The organism is Bacillus sp. NMCN1, from assembly GCF_002998085.1.
Taxonomy (GTDB): domain Bacteria; phylum Bacillota; class Bacilli; order Bacillales; family Bacillaceae; genus Bacillus.
In genome coordinates, this window is record NZ_PVQL01000001.1 from 696,167 (window position 1) to 714,913 (window position 18,747).

General features: G+C 41.8%; 15 protein-coding genes. All 15 read left to right on the plus strand.

Annotation, left to right across the window (positions count from 1 at the left end):
- Window positions 1-12: 12 nt before the first annotated feature.
- The 15 genes from C6W21_RS03680 to C6W21_RS03750 all read left to right on the plus strand — a co-directional run bounded on the left by C6W21_RS03680 (window position 13) and on the right by C6W21_RS03750 (window position 18,622).
- Window positions 13-1,242 carry a M16 family metallopeptidase gene (locus C6W21_RS03680; RefSeq protein ID WP_106049347.1) on the plus strand — a complete coding sequence of 410 codons (1,230 nt, stop codon included), beginning with the start codon at window positions 13-15 and terminating at the stop codon, window positions 1,240-1,242.
- A 78-nt stretch (window positions 1,243-1,320) separates the two neighbouring features.
- Complete coding sequence (locus C6W21_RS03685) at window positions 1,321-2,244, plus strand: aminoglycoside phosphotransferase family protein (protein ID WP_106049348.1); 924 nt, start codon at window positions 1,321-1,323, stop codon at window positions 2,242-2,244.
- A gap of 69 nt (window positions 2,245-2,313) precedes the next feature.
- Window positions 2,314-2,586 (plus strand): YlmC/YmxH family sporulation protein, encoded by a 273-nt coding sequence (locus tag C6W21_RS03690; RefSeq protein WP_012010001.1) that lies wholly within the window; start codon window positions 2,314-2,316, stop codon window positions 2,584-2,586.
- A gap of 123 nt (window positions 2,587-2,709) precedes the next feature.
- Window positions 2,710-3,612 (plus strand): dipicolinic acid synthetase subunit A, encoded by a 903-nt coding sequence (dpaA, locus tag C6W21_RS03695; protein ID WP_106049349.1) that lies wholly within the window; start codon window positions 2,710-2,712, stop codon window positions 3,610-3,612.
- On the plus strand, window positions 3,609-4,202 hold the full coding sequence (gene dpaB, locus C6W21_RS03700) for a dipicolinate synthase subunit B (protein WP_044141876.1): 594 nt from the start codon (window positions 3,609-3,611) through the stop codon (window positions 4,200-4,202). Before dpaA ends, dpaB begins: the two co-directional genes overlap by 4 nt.
- Before the next feature lie 139 nt (window positions 4,203-4,341).
- Complete coding sequence (asd, locus tag C6W21_RS03705) at window positions 4,342-5,361, plus strand: aspartate-semialdehyde dehydrogenase (protein WP_106049350.1); 1,020 nt, start codon at window positions 4,342-4,344, stop codon at window positions 5,359-5,361.
- A gap of 90 nt (window positions 5,362-5,451) precedes the next feature.
- Entirely contained in the window at window positions 5,452-6,666 is a 1,215-nt protein-coding gene (gene dapG / locus C6W21_RS03710; RefSeq protein ID WP_106049351.1) for an aspartate kinase, read from the plus strand.
- Between the two features lie 30 nt (window positions 6,667-6,696).
- The gene (gene dapA / locus C6W21_RS03715) at window positions 6,697-7,563 is read left to right on the plus strand and encodes a 4-hydroxy-tetrahydrodipicolinate synthase (protein ID WP_106049352.1); all 867 of its coding nucleotides are present in this window, start codon (window positions 6,697-6,699) and stop codon (window positions 7,561-7,563) included.
- 171 nt (window positions 7,564-7,734) lie between these two features.
- A complete protein-coding gene (gene rnjB, locus C6W21_RS03720) occupies window positions 7,735-9,402 on the plus strand; it encodes a ribonuclease J2 (protein WP_106055915.1) in 1,668 nt (555 codons plus the stop codon).
- A gap of 119 nt (window positions 9,403-9,521) precedes the next feature.
- Window positions 9,522-10,250 carry a ClpP family protease gene (locus tag C6W21_RS03725; protein WP_064498475.1) on the plus strand — a complete coding sequence of 243 codons (729 nt, stop codon included), beginning with the start codon at window positions 9,522-9,524 and terminating at the stop codon, window positions 10,248-10,250.
- Entirely contained in the window at window positions 10,247-10,483 is a 237-nt protein-coding gene (locus C6W21_RS03730) for a YlzJ-like family protein (protein WP_060596305.1), read from the plus strand. The genes C6W21_RS03725 and C6W21_RS03730 overlap by 4 nt, the downstream gene beginning before the upstream one ends.
- 110 nt (window positions 10,484-10,593) lie before the next feature.
- On the plus strand, window positions 10,594-12,966 hold the full coding sequence (locus tag C6W21_RS03735; RefSeq protein ID WP_106049354.1) for an FtsK/SpoIIIE family DNA translocase: 2,373 nt from the start codon (window positions 10,594-10,596) through the stop codon (window positions 12,964-12,966).
- A gap of 164 nt (window positions 12,967-13,130) precedes the next feature.
- Window positions 13,131-13,856 (plus strand): GntR family transcriptional regulator, encoded by a 726-nt coding sequence (locus C6W21_RS03740; RefSeq protein WP_060596309.1) that lies wholly within the window; start codon window positions 13,131-13,133, stop codon window positions 13,854-13,856.
- 99 nt (window positions 13,857-13,955) lie between these two features.
- Window positions 13,956-15,188, plus strand: coding sequence for a bacillibactin exporter BcbE (bcbE, locus tag C6W21_RS03745; RefSeq protein WP_189318139.1), 1,233 nt, complete (start codon window positions 13,956-13,958; stop codon window positions 15,186-15,188).
- Between the two features lie 317 nt (window positions 15,189-15,505).
- On the plus strand, window positions 15,506-18,622 hold the full coding sequence (locus C6W21_RS03750; protein ID WP_106055916.1) for an MMPL family transporter: 3,117 nt from the start codon (window positions 15,506-15,508) through the stop codon (window positions 18,620-18,622).
- Window positions 18,623-18,747 lie beyond the last annotated feature (125 nt).

Consider the following 18,747-nt stretch of genomic DNA (forward strand, 5'->3'; position numbering starts at 1 on the left):
GAGGAGCAAAACTTGGTCAAAACGTATACATGCCAAAATGGAGTAAGAATTGTACTTGAAAACAATCCCACTGTAAGATCTGTCGCAATTGGCGTCTGGATTGGAACAGGTTCTAGACATGAGACACCAGAAATTAATGGGATCTCACACTTTCTAGAGCATATGTTCTTTAAAGGGACAAAGACGAGATCTGCACGTGACATCGCAGAATCCTTTGACCGCATTGGTGGTCAAGTGAATGCCTTTACGTCAAAAGAATACACTTGCTACTATGCAAAGGTGCTTGATTCACATGCTGGCTACGCCCTCGATGTATTAAGCGACATGTTCTTCCACTCCGCTTTTGATGAAGAAGAGCTAAAAAAAGAAAAAAATGTAGTATATGAAGAAATCAAAATGTATGAGGATACACCTGATGATATCGTTCATGATCTGTTGAGCAAAGCGATTTATGGTGATCATTCTTTAGGGTTCCCGATTTTAGGAACAGAAGAAACACTTTCTACCTTTAACGGTGACTCTCTTAGAGCTTATATGGATGAATTCTACACGCCGGACCGCGTCGTCATCTCTGTTGCAGGGAATGTGGATGACACCTTCATTCACGAGGTTGAAAAGTGGTTCGGTTCGTATGAAACGAAAGGAAAAAAACAGCCTGTAGAAGCGCCGCAATTTCACTATGACAAGCTCACACGCAAAAAGGAAACAGAGCAAGCACATCTATGCATGGGCTTTAATGGCCTCCCAGCTGGAGATAAAGGCATCTATGACTTAATCGTCTTAAATAATGTTCTTGGCGGAAGCATGAGCAGCCGCTTGTTCCAGGATGTAAGAGAGGACAAAGGACTCGCCTATTCCGTCTTCAGCTATCACAGTTCATTTGCAGATAACGGCATGCTGACGATTTATGGCGGGACTGGAGCGAAGCAGTTAAACCTGCTCTCTGAAACCATCTTACAAACACTAGACGTCTTAAAACGTGAGGGAATCACGCAAAAAGAGCTTGAAAACTCTAAGGAGCAAATGAAAGGGAACCTTATGCTCAGCCTTGAAAGCACAAACAGCAAGATGAGCCGAAACGGTAAAAATGAACTGCTCCTTGGCAAACATCGTACACTTGATGAAATTATTGACGAAATCAACAAAGTCTCATTAGACGGTGTGAATAACTTATCCAACCGAATCTTTACAGAGGATTATGCGCTCTCGCTTATTAGTCCGACGGGTGATCAGCCATCATAATGTAAACAACACGGCAGGCTTTTAAGAGGTCTGCCGTTTTATTGTATATAAAATAAAGAAGAAAGGAGCACTGCTTTCATGGAATATGAAAAACTGAAACGCCTCTCTCCTCTTCTGACACAAGCCATCTCCTTCCAGTCGATGACATCTGGCTTTTCTGGAAACCGTACTTATCTCGTCACAACATCCTCAAGTGAAAAGCTGGTGCTCAAGCTATCAAACCTCAAAACGTATTCCAGTTTTAAAAGAAAAGCGTCAGTGCAGCGAAAGTTAAAAGATCGAGGGCTTCTATGTTCTGAAGTAATTGAGATTGGAATGAGTGCTGAACTCAACTGTACCTATCGTATTTTCTCCTTTATCGAAGGAGAGAATGCTAGAGCATCCATCCATCAGCTCACAAATGAAGAGCAGTATGAAATTGGGAGGCGGGCAGGCAGAGAGCTGAGTTTAATGCATACATGTCAAGCACCTTCTCGTGTCACGCCATGGGATGAGAGAGTCATGGCGAAACATGAACGGTATGTACATGCCTATCAATCAAGTGGAGTGAGTTTTGCTCAAGATCAACTCGTATTAGATTTTATCAAATCACATGTTGATGCAGTAAAGGCGAGGCCTAATCAATTCCAGCATGATGATTTTCATTTGGGGAATATCATCATACAAGAAGGTGAGTATTCAGGAGTCATTGATTTTGATCAATCTGACTGGGGTGACCCAGTTCATGATTTTTATAAATTGTCCTTATTTAGCCGAGAAAATAGTATTCCGTTTTCAGCAGGGCAACTGGATTACTATGTAAGTACGCAGGCCACAGACGATTTTTGGCTTCTTTTTTCTATCTATACAGCAATGAGCTGCTTTTCTTCTATTGTCTGGACGCTTTCTTATGACACTGAACATGTAAAAGATATGGTAAACCGAGTGGAGAGAATGCTGGCAGACCATGATCGCTTTCATCAACTGAAACCGGCTTGGTATTCAAATTGGCATCATTCATAACTTGAAAAAGCGGGAGGTCTATTTCTTCTTGTGGCTGCATATATGATACGGAAGGGAAGTGATGCGATTTTGAGGCTAAGTGAGCTGTCAGGAAAAGAGATCGTCGATATCAAAAGAGCGGAGCGGCTTGGCGTGCTTGGACAAACCGACCTTGAAATCAATGAACAGGACGGTCAAATAACAGCACTCATCATACCTTCGGTGAAGTGGTTTGGCTTTCGAAAGCAAGGAAATGACATCCGCGTCCCGTGGAATCACATTCAAAAAATAGGATCAGATATGATCATTCTCGATGTGCCTGAAGCACTTCAGCCGCCCGGGGAAAAAGAGCATCCATCATAAATGGGTGCTCTTTTTCTTTTCTCTCTCCGATTTGTTCACAGGCTGAATCCTCTCCTCATATGCTGAAAGGGAGATTCAGAAAATATTACAGACTTTTTTAAATAAAGAAGGTGAACGGTCAGTATGTTGAGCGGTTTAACGGTTGCGGTGATCGGGGGAGATGCAAGGCAGCTTGAAATTATTCGCAAGCTGTCACAGCAGCATGCCAAAGTGTTTTTGGTTGGATTTGATCAGCTGGATCACGGATTTATTGGGGCTGAAAAGCTGAAAATGTCAGAACTTCCATTCGAACAGGTAGACAGTATGATCCTGCCAGTATCAGGGGCAACGGATGAAGGTGTTGTTGCGACAGTTTTCTCAAATGAGCAGGTTTTTCTGGAAGCAGCATATTTAGAAAGAACCCCTGCCCATTGTACCTTGTACTCAGGTATTTCTAATACGTACTTAGACAATCTGGCAAAGCAGGTGAACCGAAAACTTGTGAAGCTGTTTGAGCGGGATGATATTGCCATATATAACTCTATTCCAACAGTTGAAGGGATTATCATGATGGCCATTCAGCAAACGGATTATACGATTCATGGATCACGTGTTGTTGTTCTCGGGCTCGGAAGAACAGGACTCACCATTGCCCGCACATTTCGGGCACTCGGTGCGGACGTAAAAGTAGGGGCAGCAGATACAGCTCATTTAGCGCGGGCCTTTGAAATGGGACTTGATCCATTTTCAATGGACCGCTTAAAAGAAGAAGTAACGGATGTAGATATCATCATCAATACCATTCCAAGCCTTGTATTAGATTCATCTGTCATCGTCAGCATGACACCAAAGACACTCATTTTGGATATCGCCTCCCGCCCAGGGGGAACAGACTTTGACTTTGCACAAAAACACGGAGTGAAGGCGCTTCTTGCACCAGGACTCCCGGGAATTGTCGCACCAAAGACAGCAGGGCAAATCATTGCAAAAGTGCTTTCTGGGCTCTTATGTGAACTTGCAGAGGAAAAAAGGGGGATGGAATCATGACAACATTAAAAGGGAAAAGAATCGGCTTTGGCTTAACTGGTTCCCACTGTACGTACGAAGCTGTTTATCCGCAAATCGAAGCACTTGTAAAAGAAGGAGCAGAAGTGCGTCCAGTGGTGTCATATACGGTCCAGAACACGAATACAAGATTCGGAGATGGGGCTGACTGGATTGAGCGGATTGAGAAGCTGACTGGCTTTAAGGCGATTGACTCAATCGTTAAAGCAGAGCCGCTTGGACCTAAGCTGCCACTTGATTGTATGGTCATTGCTCCATTAACAGGGAACTCGATGGCGAAATTCGCAAATGCCATGACAGACAGCCCTGTTTTAATGGCTGCAAAAGCAACCATTCGAAATCATCGTCCTGTCGTTTTAGGAATTTCGACAAATGATGCGCTAGGCTTAAATGGTACAAATCTGATGAGGCTGATGTCGACAAAGAATATTTTCTTTATTCCATTTGGTCAAGATGATCCATTTAAAAAACCGACCTCCATGGTCGCGAACATGGATTTGCTTTCTCAAACAGTAGAAGAGGCACTCCAGCATAGACAAATTCAGCCGATTTTAATTGGACCAAACGAATAATAGATTCACTAGAAAATCATGAAAGATTCAAAAAAGATGCTTCAAGCCTTGCTTTTCTATGGTAAAATAAAATGTAAAAAGTCATAGGATGGCCATCCGAAAGAAAAGAAACATGGATGGGTCGGAAGGAGTTTTACTGATGGGAAGAGGATTGCATGTAGCTGTAGTTGGAGCGACTGGAGCTGTCGGTCAACAAATGTTAAAAACACTAGCTGACAGAGATTTTGAAATGGATACACTGACTCTACTATCCTCAAAACGTTCTGCTGGAACAAAAGTGACATTCAGAGGTCAAGAGTATACCGTTCAGGAAGCAACACCTGAAAGCTTTGAAGGAGTGAACATTGCATTATTCAGTGCTGGAGGAAATGTTTCCAAGACGCTAGCTCCTGAAGCAGTCAAACGAGGTGCGATTGTTGTAGACAACACAAGTGCTTTTCGTATGGACGAAAACATCCCTCTTGTCGTACCAGAGGTAAACGAAAAAGACTTGCATGACCATCAAGGAATCATTGCAAACCCTAACTGTTCAACGATTCAAATGGTAGCGGCATTAGAACCTCTTCGTCAGGCGTATGGCATGAAAAAAGTCATTGTGTCCACATACCAAGCCGTATCAGGTGCAGGACATGAAGCCATTGACGAACTATACAGCCAATCACAAGCCATTTTAAATAAAGAAGATGTAAAGCCGGAAGTCATGCCTTATCAAATTGCATTTAATGCGATTCCGCAAATTGATAAATTCCAAGACAATGGCTACACATTTGAAGAAATGAAAATGATCAACGAAACGAAAAAAATCATGCATATGCCAGAGCTAGAAGTAGCGGCAACATGTGTGAGACTTCCAATTGAAACAGGACATTCAGAATCTGTCTACGTCGAACTAGCATCAAATGACGCAACAGTTGACGACATTAAGTCCATTCTAAAAGATGCACCAGGCATTACACTGCAAGATGATCCGTCTCAGCAAATTTATCCAATGCCTGCAGATGCTGTTGGGAAAAACGACGTATTTGTCGGCCGCATTCGGAAAGATTTGGACCGTCCAAACGGGTTCCATATGTGGATTGTATCTGATAACCTGCTAAAAGGCGCTGCATGGAACTCCGTTCAAATTGCAGAAAGCTTAAAAGCATTAAAATTAGTTTAACATTCAATGGATGATGAGGACGAACAGAAGAGAGTTAGGCATCTTTCGCCTGCTCTCTTCTGTTACGTAAATGAACTTGGAGTGAAAACAGTGAAAATAATTGTCCAAAAATTTGGCGGTACATCTGTCAAAGATGATCAAGGTAGAAAAAGGGCACTTGCACATATCTTATCGGCAAAAGAGAAAGGCTATAAGTCGGTTGTCGTCGTTTCCGCAATGGGACGAAAAGGCGATCCTTATGCGACAGATACGTTGCTTGGTCTGCTTTACGGCAGCGCGCAGCATATGACAAATAGAGAAAAAGACTTGCTTGTTTCCTGCGGAGAGAATATTTCAGCTGTTGTGTTTTCAAGTATGCTGAATGAAAACGGGCTAAAAGCTGTAGCGATGACAGGCGCACAGGCGGGCTTTGTGACAGATAAGGAGCATACGAGTGCGAAAATTATTGATATGAAGTGTGAGCGTCTCGAGGCGGCACTGTCTGGACATGATGTTGTCGTTGTCGCTGGGTTCCAAGGAGCCGCGAAAAATGGGGACGTGACAACAATTGGACGAGGCGGCAGTGATACGTCCGCAGCTGCTTTAGGTGCTGCATTGCAGGCAGACTTTATTGATATTTTTACAGATGTAGAAGGCGTCATGACAGCAGATCCCCGCATTGTTGAAAATGCAAAGCCGCTCAGAGTCGTGACATATACGGAAATTTGCAACCTTGCATATCAAGGGGCGAAAGTCATTCACCCGAGAGCTGTCGAAATTGCGATGCAAGCAAAAGTACCAATGAGGGTCCGTTCAACATACTCTGATGATGAGGGCACACTCGTGACGTCACACTACTCAGATAAAATGAGCCATGATGTGTACGACCGGCTCATTACGGGTATCGCACATGTCAATGATGTGACGCAAATCAAAGTCCCGGCAAAAGAAGGGCAGTACAGCGTCCAAACAGAGGTCTTTAAAGCAATGGCAAACGCACAAATCAGTGTCGACTTCTTCAACATTACACCGAGTGAGATTGTGTATACAGTGACAGGTGCGATGACTGAAAAGGCAACGTCGATCCTAAAAGATCTTGGCTATACGCCAATTGTGACAACAAATTGTGCGAAAGTATCAGCTGTTGGCGCAGGCATCATGGGAGTACCAGGTGTCACATCTAAAATTGTATCGGCCCTATCCGAGCAAAACATTTCTATTTTACAATCGGCTGACAGTCATACGACCATTTGGGTGCTAGTGAACGAAGAAAACATGAGAGCAGCTGTCAATGCCCTGCACGAAGTGTTTGAACTTTCAAGATAAATGTGATTGAATCATGATGAGGTGAAAAAAATGAATTTCGGAAATATCGCAACAGCTATGATTACACCTTTTGATAAAAAGGGCAACATTGATTTCCAAAAGCTATCAATTCTCATTGATTACTTGTTAAAAAACGGCAGTGACTCTTTAGTCGTTGCAGGGACAACAGGCGAATCGCCAACTTTATCGACTGAAGAAAAAGTCGCTCTTTTTCAGCAATCGGTGAAATTAGCAAATGGTCGTTGTAAAATCATTGCAGGAACAGGCAGTAATAACACAAATGCGTCTATCAAACTAACGAAAAAAGCAGAAGAAGCGGGCGTTGATGCAGTGATGCTTGTCGTACCTTACTACAACAAGCCATCACAGGAAGGCATGTATGCACACTTTAAAGCCATTGCCGAGTCTACATCTCTTCCTGTCATGCTTTACAATGTACCAGGGAGAACGGTTGCGTCATTAGCACCAGAAACAACCATTAAGCTTGCGCAAATACCTAACATTGTCGCGATCAAAGAAGCAAGCGGTGATCTTGATGCCATGACAAAAATCATTTCAGAGACACCAGAAGATTTCGATGTATATTCAGGTGACGACAGCTTAACACTTCCAGCTGTATCTGTTGGTGCAAAAGGAGTGGTCTCTGTGGCGTCTCATATCGTAGGGCTTGATATGCAGCAAATGCTGAAAAGCTATGCTTCAGGTCAAACGGCCAATGCCGCATTGATCCATCAAAAGCTGCTCCCAATCATGAAACAGCTTTTCACAGCGCCAAATCCAACGCCTGTCAAAACAGCTCTTCAGTTGAAAGGACTAGATGTCGGATCTGTTCGTCTTCCGCTTTTACCTTTGTCAGAAGAAGAGAGACTGGATTTAAGCAGCGTCTTAAACAGCTGATCAAAACAAAAGATTTCGTAAGCGGTCATTCTCAGATGTCCCTGAGTATGACCGTTTTTTATACATAAACACTTTCTTAAAATGTGACTTCATCTTGTTTTCTAAAATTAGATTCAGTTATAATAGCATTAAGCGATGATGGACGGGCTTGAGACTAGGAGGATAAGAATTTTGAAAAAGAAAAATACAGAGAACGTAAGAATTATTGCACTGGGAGGCGTTGGAGAAATCGGGAAAAACTTATATGTCATTGAAATTGATTCGGACATATATGTGGTAGATGCAGGCTTGATGCATCCAGAAAACGAAATGCTAGGCATTGACGTTGTCATTCCTGATATCTCTTATTTAACAGAACGTGCTGATCGGGTGAAAGCAATTTTTCTTACCCACGGACATGATGAAGCAATCGGAGGCGTATTCCATTGCTTAAGCAAATTGTCTGTACCAGTTTACGGAACGAAGCTGACCCTTGCGTTACTTCGAGAAAAATTAAAGCAGTATGGCTTCAATCAAAAAGCTGATTTACGTGAGGTACATGCGAAATCAGTCATTACGTTTGAAACAACAAAGGTATCGTTTTTTAGAACGAATCACAGCATCCCTGATTCAGTTGGGATTAGCTTCAAAACCTCTCTTGGTTCAATTGTATGCACAGGTGATTTTAAATTTGATCAAACCCCAGCGCTTAACCAAGCCTGTGACATCGGAGAGATTGCGAAAATTGGAAACAATGGCGTATTAGCACTACTTTCAGACAGTGCCAATGCTGAAAAACCAGGTTATACACCTTCTGAGGCGCTCGTCCAAGACGAAATCTCAAATGCGATGTACAATGCTGAAAATCGTGTCATTGTCGCTGTATCTTCATCGAACATTAACCGCGTGCAGCAAATCATTAATGCAACGAATCAAAATGGTCGTAAGCTTGCCGTAGCAGGGAAGAATATGATGACGACTCTTCAGCTGGCAATCAAACTTGGTTATGTCACAGCAGCCGAAGAATTATTTGTCCCAGTTCAAGAAGTGAAGAAAATGGCGAAAAACGATGTGGTCGTCCTCACAGCTGGAAGCCACGGTGAGCCTCTTGCTGCTTTAACAAAAATGGCGAAACAAAATCACAAACAGCTTCATATTGAAAAAGAAGACACTGTTGTGATTGCATCTACACCTCTTCCTGGACAGGAACTCACATATTCAAAAACAGTGGATTTCCTTACAAGAAGCGGCGCACAAGTCATTTTTGCTCAAAAACGTGTACATGTCTCTGGACACGGCTGCCAAGAAGAGTTAAAGCTGATGCTGAACTTACTAAAGCCGAAGTATTTGATTCCCGTGAATGGCGAATATCGTATGCAAAAAGCACATTCTCGTATTGCTGAAGAAGTGGGAATGAAACGAAGTGACATTTTCTTGATTGATAAAGGGGATGTTGTGGAGTTTAGAGGACAGAACGTCAAGATTGGTGAAAAAGTTCACCAAGGCAATATTTTGATCGATGGTCTTGGCGTTGGTGATATCGGGAACATTGTGCTGCGCGATAGACGCCTATTGTCTCAAGATGGTATCTTAATTGTCGTCATTACGCTCGATAAACAAAAGAAACAATTAATTTCTGGACCTGAAATCATCACAAGAGGATTTGTGTATGTAAGAGAATCCGAAGAGCTGATTGTGAAAGCGACAGAAATGGTCAAAGGAATTGTCAAAGAGCAAACGGAAAACTCAATTGTTGAATGGTCAACTTTGAAACAATCCATGCGTGATGTACTCAATCAATTCCTATATGAAAAAACAAAACGTAAGCCGATGATCATTCCAATTATTATGGAAGTGTGATGTGAAAGCCCAAGGAGCATAAGCTCTTTGGGCTTTTTTGATGTGGCGTGAGGAATGCGGATTGAATACGGCCTTCTTGTTCATAATAGGAGAAGAGTTTGAGGAAAGGATGGAGACAAATGGACGAAAAGAATGAACAGCAGCCTGAGCGAAAGCCAGAAGAAAAAGACAGCATTATGAGCAAAATACAGCAGCTTGGTGAAACAGCAGTGCCACAGCTGCCGCAAGATACAAATATACATTGCCTTACCATTATTGGACAAATTGAAGGCCACATGCAGCTTCCGCCACAAAATAAAACAACCAAATACGAACATGTCATTCCGCAAATCGTAGCAGTAGAGCAAAACCCGAAAATTGAAGGGCTTTTAATCATCTTAAATACAGTAGGCGGCGATGTTGAAGCGGGACTAGCGATTGCAGAAATGCTTGCGTCTTTATCAAAACCGACTGTATCGATTGTACTTGGCGGCGGCCACTCTATTGGTGTCCCGATTGCTGTATCGTGTGACTATTCCTATATTGCGGAAACAGCCACGATGACCATTCATCCTGTACGTTTAACCGGTCTTGTGATTGGTGTCCCGCAAACCTTTGAATACTTAGATAAAATGCAGGAAAGAGTCATTAACTTTGTAACAAGCCACTCCAATATTACAGAAGAGAAGTTTAAAGAGCTTATGTTCTCAAAAGGCAATTTGACAAGAGACATTGGAACAAATGTCGTTGGTCATGAGGCAGCAGAATACGGACTCATGAATGAAGTAGGCGGTGTAGGACAAGCGATCAAAAAGTTGAACGAGCTGATTGGAGAAAGGGCATCTCAAAACGAGGGGCTGATCCAATGATTTTATATACACCTATGCCATATGAAGCCATTTACGCGGAGGAACAAGGAGACCGCAAACTTCAACAGGTAAACATCCAAGGCGTGCCAGTCATGGTTGAAATGAAAGAGGATGAAGCAGAAATTGTTCAAGTCATGAGTACCAATCCAATGGACTTTCTGAATCAAGAGCTTGCACCAGGCAAGCGATTGAAGTTGCAATTAGGCACCAATCAAACCGACTCATATGAATGATTCTATGCTATAATAAAGGGAAAACTTACAACAAGATGCAGCCAAAACCAGGCTGCTTTCTTTCTGATCTTTCGGTAGGTTATATTTTCTTTCGTAGTAAGGTGATGAGTATGGCTAAAAAGAGAAAACGGAAAACGAGAAAAAAACAAAATAAACAGCTAAAACTGAAATATGAATTAAATGGGTTAGTCTGTATTGCCATAGCGATCATTGCCATTTTACAGCTAGGCGTCGTTGGACAAACCTTCGTACATTTATTCCGTTTCTTTGCAGGTGAATGGTTCATTCTCTGCCTTATCGGATTATTTCTTTTTGGCGTGACCATCTTCTGGAAAAAACAAATCCCAGATATTTTGACAAGGAGAAAAGCAGGTCTATACTGCATCATTGCGAGTATCTTGCTTTTGTCTCATGTGAAGCTCTTTCAGCATCTTTCATCTGCGGGCGCAATAGGCTCTCAAAGTGTGATAAGAAATACATTTGAGCTTTTCTTAATGGACATGAAAGGTGAGACTGGGTCACCTGATTTAGGAGGCGGCATGATTGGTGCCGTATTATTTGCTGCTTCATATTTCTTATTTGCGCAAGCAGGATCTCAAATTATAGCAATCGTTCTGATGCTGATTGGAATTGTGCTGATTACAAATCGATCTCTTCAAGAAATGGTGAAAAAAGTGTCGCTGCCTGTCTCACAATTTATGGTGAAGCAGTGGAAAGCGTTTGTTGAAGATATGAAAGGAATCAGGCAGGCGAAAAAGAGCGCGCCCTCTCAGAAAACAGGTGAAAAGAAAAAACGGTCTCGTATTCAGGAAGAGGACGAAGATGATCAGATCTTGATCGAAGAGGAAACGCCGGTTTCTGACAATAGCCAGCCAATCATCTCAAGCTTTGCTGACAGAGATGACATTCTCACCCCGCTCGTTCAAAAAGAGCAGTTGGCAAAAGAGACAGAGCCTCTTCAAGAGTCTGTGCAAAGTGCACCAGTTCCATCAGATACAGCCTATGAACCAAAAGAGGCGCCGCCGATGACATTTACTGAACTTGAAAACAAAGATTACGAATTGCCGTCACTTGATATTTTGGCAGAGCCCCAGCATTCAGGGCAGCAAACAGACAAGAAAAATATATACGAAAATGCAAGAAAGCTTGAAAAAACGTTCCAAAGCTTTGGTGTAAAAGCAAAAGTCACACAGGTTCACTTAGGACCGGCTGTTACCAAATATGAAGTCTATCCAGATGTCGGCGTGAAGGTAAGTAAGATCGTCAATCTAAGTGATGACTTAGCCCTTGCTCTCGCAGCAAAAGACATTCGGATTGAGGCGCCGATACCTGGTAAATCAGCCATCGGTATTGAGGTTCCTAATGCAGAAATCGCGATGGTTTCTTTAAAAGAGGTATTAGAATCGAAGCAAAATGACCGTCCAAATGCCAAGCTGCTGATTGGACTGGGCCGAAATATTTCTGGTGAAGCGGTGCTGGCTGAAATGAACAAAATGCCGCATTTACTTGTAGCAGGCTCGACTGGAAGCGGAAAAAGTGTGTGCATCAATGGCATTATCACAAGTATTCTCATGAGAGCGAAACCTCATGAAGTGAAAATGATGATGATTGATCCGAAAATGGTTGAACTAAATGTGTATAATGGCATTCCGCATCTGCTCGCTCCTGTCGTAACGGACCCTAAGAAAGCCTCACAGGCACTTAAAAAAGTAGTCAGCGAAATGGAACGCCGCTATGAATTGTTTTCTCATACGGGGACAAGAAATATTGAAGGATACAATGATTACATTAAACGAATGAATCAATCAGAAGAGGCCAAACAGCCAGAACTTCCTTATATTGTCGTCATTGTAGACGAGCTTGCAGATTTAATGATGGTCGCTTCCTCTGATGTGGAAGATTCCATTACAAGACTTTCGCAAATGGCTCGTGCTGCCGGGATTCATTTAATTATCGCCACACAAAGACCTTCTGTCGATGTCATTACAGGTGTCATTAAAGCCAACATCCCATCCCGCATCGCCTTTAGTGTGTCCTCGCAAACCGATTCAAGGACGATCCTTGATATGGGTGGCGCAGAAAAACTGCTCGGCAGAGGGGATATGCTGTTTCTACCAGTTGGTGCAAACAAACCGGTTCGTGTGCAGGGCGCCTTTTTATCAGATGAAGAAGTGGAGCATGTCGTTGATCATGTGATCACCCAACAAAAAGCGCAATATCAAGAAGAAATGATTCCAACTGAAGAAACGCAGGATCAGCTTACGGCTGTGGATGACGATTTATATGATGAAGCAGTGGAACTCATCATCGGCATGCAGACGGCTTCTGTCTCTATGCTTCAAAGAAGATTCCGCATCGGCTATACCCGGGCCGCCCGTCTGATTGACGCAATGGAAGAGCGAGGCGTTGTCGGTCCTTATGAAGGAAGTAAACCGAGAGAAGTCCTGCTTTCAAAAGAACAATATGACGAGCTCTCTTCATAAATCGAAGAGAGCTTTCTAAAAAAGAAGTGAACGATAGTATGATTATGTTAACTGGAAGTCAGACTATTTATTTATTTGCAAAAACATGATATAGTTATGTTCAACTTATCTCGGAATAGAGATTTCTCATCTTATCATTTGCATTGATTAGACGGAGGGAAAACATGTCGACCAAAACAGACAATCGCCATTTATATTTGAAAGTGATTGACCGTATTAAAGAAGATATACAAACAGGCGTATATGCAGAAAAAGAAAAGCTGCCTTCTGAGTTTGAGCTCTCAAAGCTTTTAGGGGTGAGCAGAGCGACACTGCGTGAAGCCCTTCGTGTATTAGAAGAAGAGAAGTATTTAATTAGAAGGCATGGTGTGGGAACTTTCGTCAACTCAAGACCACTCTTTTCAACAGGTATAGAACAGCTGGCAAGTGTCACGAAAATGATAGAGCAGGTCAATATGACGCCTGGTACCATCTTTTTATCCTCGCAAGAAGGGGAGCCGACAGAGAATGATGTGATTCGTTTTCAATGTGATGAATCTGATGAGATTTTTTCAATGGAACGCGTTCGAACGGCAGATGGACAGCCAGTGGTATATTGTTTAGATAAAATTCCGGTCAAGCATCTTCCCGCTTCTTTTACACATGAAGAAGAGTCCCTTTTTGAGCTGTTTGGAAGAGAACCACACAGCGGGATTAAATATGCAGTTGCTGACATCGAACCAATCGGCTACCACGATCAGGTTTCACCGATACTAGAATGTGACCCTGAAACAGCTTTATTATTACTGAAACAAATGCACTATGATCAGGATGATCAGCCGGTCTTATACTCGCTTAATTATTTTCGAGCGGATAAATTCAGCTTTCATGTGATACGCAAACGATTTTAATAAGCAGTCGCTTCCATAAGCGGTTGCTTTTTGTTTGTCTATACATAAAACCCGCAAAACTTGCCACACTAATACGTAACAGTATATAGAATTGGGTGAATGATGTTGGGCGAGCAAACAGTCAGTAAAAAGAATATTATAGCATTATCATCAGTGCCTCTAATCATGACACTTGGGAACTCGATGTTAATACCCGTATTGCCAGAGATAGAAAAGAAACTCTCGATCACTTCCTTTCAAGTCTCCCTCATTATTACGGTATACTCTGTTGTAGCGATCTTATGTATTCCAATCGCCGGCTATTTATCGGACCGAATCGGGCGTAAAAAGGTACTCCTGCCGTGTCTGTTAATAGCAGGTCTTGGTGGGGCTGTAGCAGCAGTTGCCTCAACGATCATGAAAGAACCCTACATGTGGATTCTATTTGGCAGGGTCCTTCAAGGTGTTGGTTCAGCTGGGGCAGCACCTGTCGTTATGCCGTTTATAGGAGATTTGTTTCATGATGATGAAGAAGTCAGTGCGGGACTTGGCGCCATTGAAACCTCTAACACAGCTGGAAAGGTACTGAGCCCGATTATTGGGGCGCTTTTAGCTTCATGGTTTTGGTTTGTGCCGTTTTGGTTTATTCCGTTCTTTTCCATCATCAGCTTTCTCATGGTACTGTTCATGGTAGAGTCCGCGAAAAAAGAGGAGGACCCGCCTTCATTCAAAGAATTTTTAAAATCAACAAAGACCATTTTTAAGCATGAGGGACGCTGGCTTTATGCCATTTTTGCAATTGGCGGTTTTATTATGTTTCTTCTTTTTGGTGTGCTTTTTTACTTATCTGATAACCTAGAGGCAGCTTATCAAATTAAAGGTGTCAAAAAAGGGCTCCTGCTTAGTATTCCGCTCCTTTTTCTATCCATCAGCTCATACGTTGCTGGGAAAACGATTGGAAAAGAAAAAGGGAAAATGAGAATCTTTTTAATCGTAGGCATGGCCTTGTTATCACTTTCCTATATGTTTTTATGGTGGAATCACAGCTTTTACGTATTGTTTATCTGCTTAAGTATTGGCGGTGTTGGTATTGGTGTTGTGCTGCCTGCACTTGATGCCCTGATCACAGAAGGAATCGAAAAAGAGCAGTGCGGAACCATTACGTCATTTTACAGCAGTATGCGTTTTATCGGTGTCGCTTTAGGACCTCCGATTTACGCTTATCTCATGGATAAAGGGGACTCCATCGTTTTTATTCTATCGACCATTTGCAGTCTTATTTCACTATTTTTGGTCCTCTTCTTCATACAGCCAGATGAAGAGGATGAAAGTGAACAATTAAAAACGGTTTAATCTAGAAAAAAGACGGTATTTTGCCATCTTTTTTCTTTTTTATAAATTGACATGTAAAATTTTGATAGTTAAACTAATGTATAGTAATATCTTTTAAATTATCCCAAATAGGAGGTGTTCAAAAATATTCATTTTCTGTCTTTCTTTAGGCAGAAATTGAGCTCGCGTGCTGATGATGAATATGTGTTTCTTCAACACGAAAAGACAATTGAATAGGTCATCCTGCCATTAGCACGTTGAAGGAGACGCAGTCAGCACTTCAGACACGCTCAAATACAGCAAATTGATTGATGAACTAGAAGGAGCTTGAAGCAGCTATGTTGCAAATAATTAAAGCAAGATGGATTGTATTAGTGGTGTGGATGATAACAGCTGTGATTCTGTTTATTACTGCGCCCAATTTAGAGGAATTAACAAGAGAAAAAGGGCAATTAAAGGTTCCGGAGGGGACACCAACAGCTGAGGCACTTCACTTATTGGATAAGCTATCAGATCATAACGGGAAAAAAGATACGGGTGTCATTGTATTCTCCGAACAACATCTGTTCCCTGAGAAAGAGCAGGAATTAAAAAAGGCTTTATCTGCACTCATGACACATGCCCCAGACCTCCACATTGACGGAATTACTTCGTATTTTCATGTAGATCCGGACATTCAAAAACAACTTTTATCAAAGGATAAAAGTACACTTCTTGTTCCATTCAAATTCGACCACTACGAAACAAAAGCTGTGAAGATTAAAGAACAAATTGAGGAAGTTTTAAAGCCCTATCATGTCTCATATGAAATGACGGGTCAAAAATTTGTGGATTCAGATGTCATTAAAAGCTCTCAACAAGGTCTGAAGAAAACTGAACTTATCACGATGATTTTTATTTTCTTTATTTTAATCATTGTTTTCAGATCAATTTTGGCACCTGTTGTTCCGCTCATTACGATCGGCATTTCTTATGCCGTCAGCCGTTGTATTGTGGCTTTTCTCGTAGAATATATGCAATTTCCTCTATCTAATTTTACTCAGATTTTTATGGTAGCTATTATGTTCGGTATAGGAACAGATTATTGTATTTTGCTGTTAAGCCGTTTTAAAGAAGAGATCGGTCAAGGTCGTGATGTCAAAGAGTCGATTATCATCACATATAAATGTGCAGGGAAAACGGTCTTTTTTAGTGGCTTAGCCGTGTTAGTCGGCTTCTCAAGCATTGGGTTTGCTAAATTTCAATTGTATCAATCAGCCGTTAGTGTTGCTGTTGGAGTTGGCATCCTGCTGATAGCCCTAGTCACCATCGTTCCCTTTTTTATGTCTGTTTTCGGAAAATCTCTTTTCTGGCCATCTAAAAGAGAAAACATTCGCCACCCGCAAAGTAAGATGTGGGAATGGGCTGGGCGTTTTTCATTTAAAAGGCCGCTGATCAGCTTAGGTTTAGTTGCACTGATTACTGTGCCTCCTATTTTGATGTACGACGGAACTCTTTCCTATAACAGCTTAAATGAGATTGGGACAAAGTATGAATCAGTGTCTGCATTTAATACGATATCAGAGCAATTTGGCTTTGGGGAAGCGCTGCCCCTGAATGTGCTTGTTGAAAGTGACAATAAGTTAGATAACCAAGAGAAGATTGTCATGATTGAAAAACTGACACGTAAATTAAATGACATTGACGAAGTAAAAACAGTTCGCAGTGTCACTCGTCCTGTTGGAGATGGGCTAAGTCAGCTTTATGTCACCTCTCAAGCAAAAGAGCTGGGAGGAGAACTTGGCAAAGGCCATGAAGGAATCGGGAAAATTTCAGATGGTCTGACCGAAACAAATCTTGCCCTTCATAAACAAAAACCAAAAATTCAAGAATCCGCTAAAGGCATTGACCAGCTGATTGATGGAACAAAAGCGATCAAAAGCGGCATTGGAGAAGTAAGGGAGTCCCTGATCTCTTTAGAAGATGGGGTGAGGCGCAGTAAAGATGGCGTCGGAACCATCCGAAGTAAAATCAAAGAAGCAAAAAAGGAATTAGAGCAAGAATATCGCAGCAGTGAAGCGATGATTCAAGAGCTTAAGCGAATGGTGAGTACGCTGGAACGTCATGCGAAATCGAATCAGCAGCTGATGACCACCATTAAAAAAGTAAAAAGATCCTATGAAAATTTATCGTTTGAAGCACTTGAAAAACGGCTTCCAGAAGTAAAAGATATGGATGAATATAAAGAAATCAAGAAAGTATTCAAAGACACAAAAGGAATGCTTGATCAAGCAGGGGACCAAATGAGTCTGTATGAAGAGGAAGCCTCTCTGTTTAAAGAAAAGATCAAGAAAGCAGATTCAGTGATTCAAAGCCTATCAACCAAACAAAAAGAAGTAAAACGTCAAGTGCAAGCGCTCATGGAAGGGCTCGATCAAATTTATAACGGTCTTGAACAAACAAATGAGGGCCAAAAACAATTGATCAAAGAAATGCCTAAAATTGAAGATGGCGCAGATCAGCTGACAGACGGCCAAAAAGCCATCAAAAGAGGATTTAACCAGCTTTCATCAAAACTCACATTATTAACAGATGGTTTAGGTGAAAGTATTGAAGGGCTTGAGCAGGTCAAAAGCGGCTTCACAGAGGCGGACGGCTACTTGAAGCAGCTTCAGCAAGCGCCAGATGAAGAAATAACGGGCTGGTTTATTCCAGAAGAGGTGCTGAAACGCCATGAATTCAAGCAAATCTTTCAGACGTATATGTCTCCAGATCGTAAATTAACAACCTTTGAAGTCATTTTAAATGTGAATCCATACAGCAATGAAGCGATGAAAGGCGTTGCGAAAATTGAAGACACTCTTAATCAATATTTACCTGTCAGCGGGTTAAAGAATGTAAATTACGGTGTGTCTGGTATCTCAAGTTTAAATGTAGATTTAAAAGAAACATCTGACGGTGACTTTATTCGAACGGTCATTTTCATGTTAATTGGCATCTTTATCATTTTAATTATATTATTACGGTCAATCGTCATGCCGATATACTTAACACTTTCACTCATTTTAACGTATTTTACATCCATCGGTTTAACAGAATGGATCTTTAAAACATTTTTTGGCTACGACGGTGTCAGCTGGCCTGTCCCATTTTTCAGCTTTGTCATTCTTGTGACGCTCGGGATCGATTATTCAATCTTCCTCATGGATCGTTTTAACGAATGGAAGGGAGAGCATGTGCAAGCATCGATGATATCAGCGATGAGAAATATGGGTTCCGTCATTATTTCAGCAGTCGCCATATTAGCGGGGACCTTCGCCGCCATGCTGCCGTCCGGTGTATTATCACTTGTTGAAATTGCAACGGTCGTACTCATTGGACTTTTATTATATGCTTTTGTTGTATTGCCGCTCTTTATTCCGGTCATGGTTCGTATTTTCGGTAAATGGAATTGGTGGCCGTTTAGAATGAAATAACGACTGACGTCTCTGCTATTAGCAGAGGCGTTTTTATTTCCTATCCTTTCCTCTGATTGATATAATGTCTATTAAATGGCTGTTTCACGTATATATCAGCTATGTTCTAATACATAATAAATAGG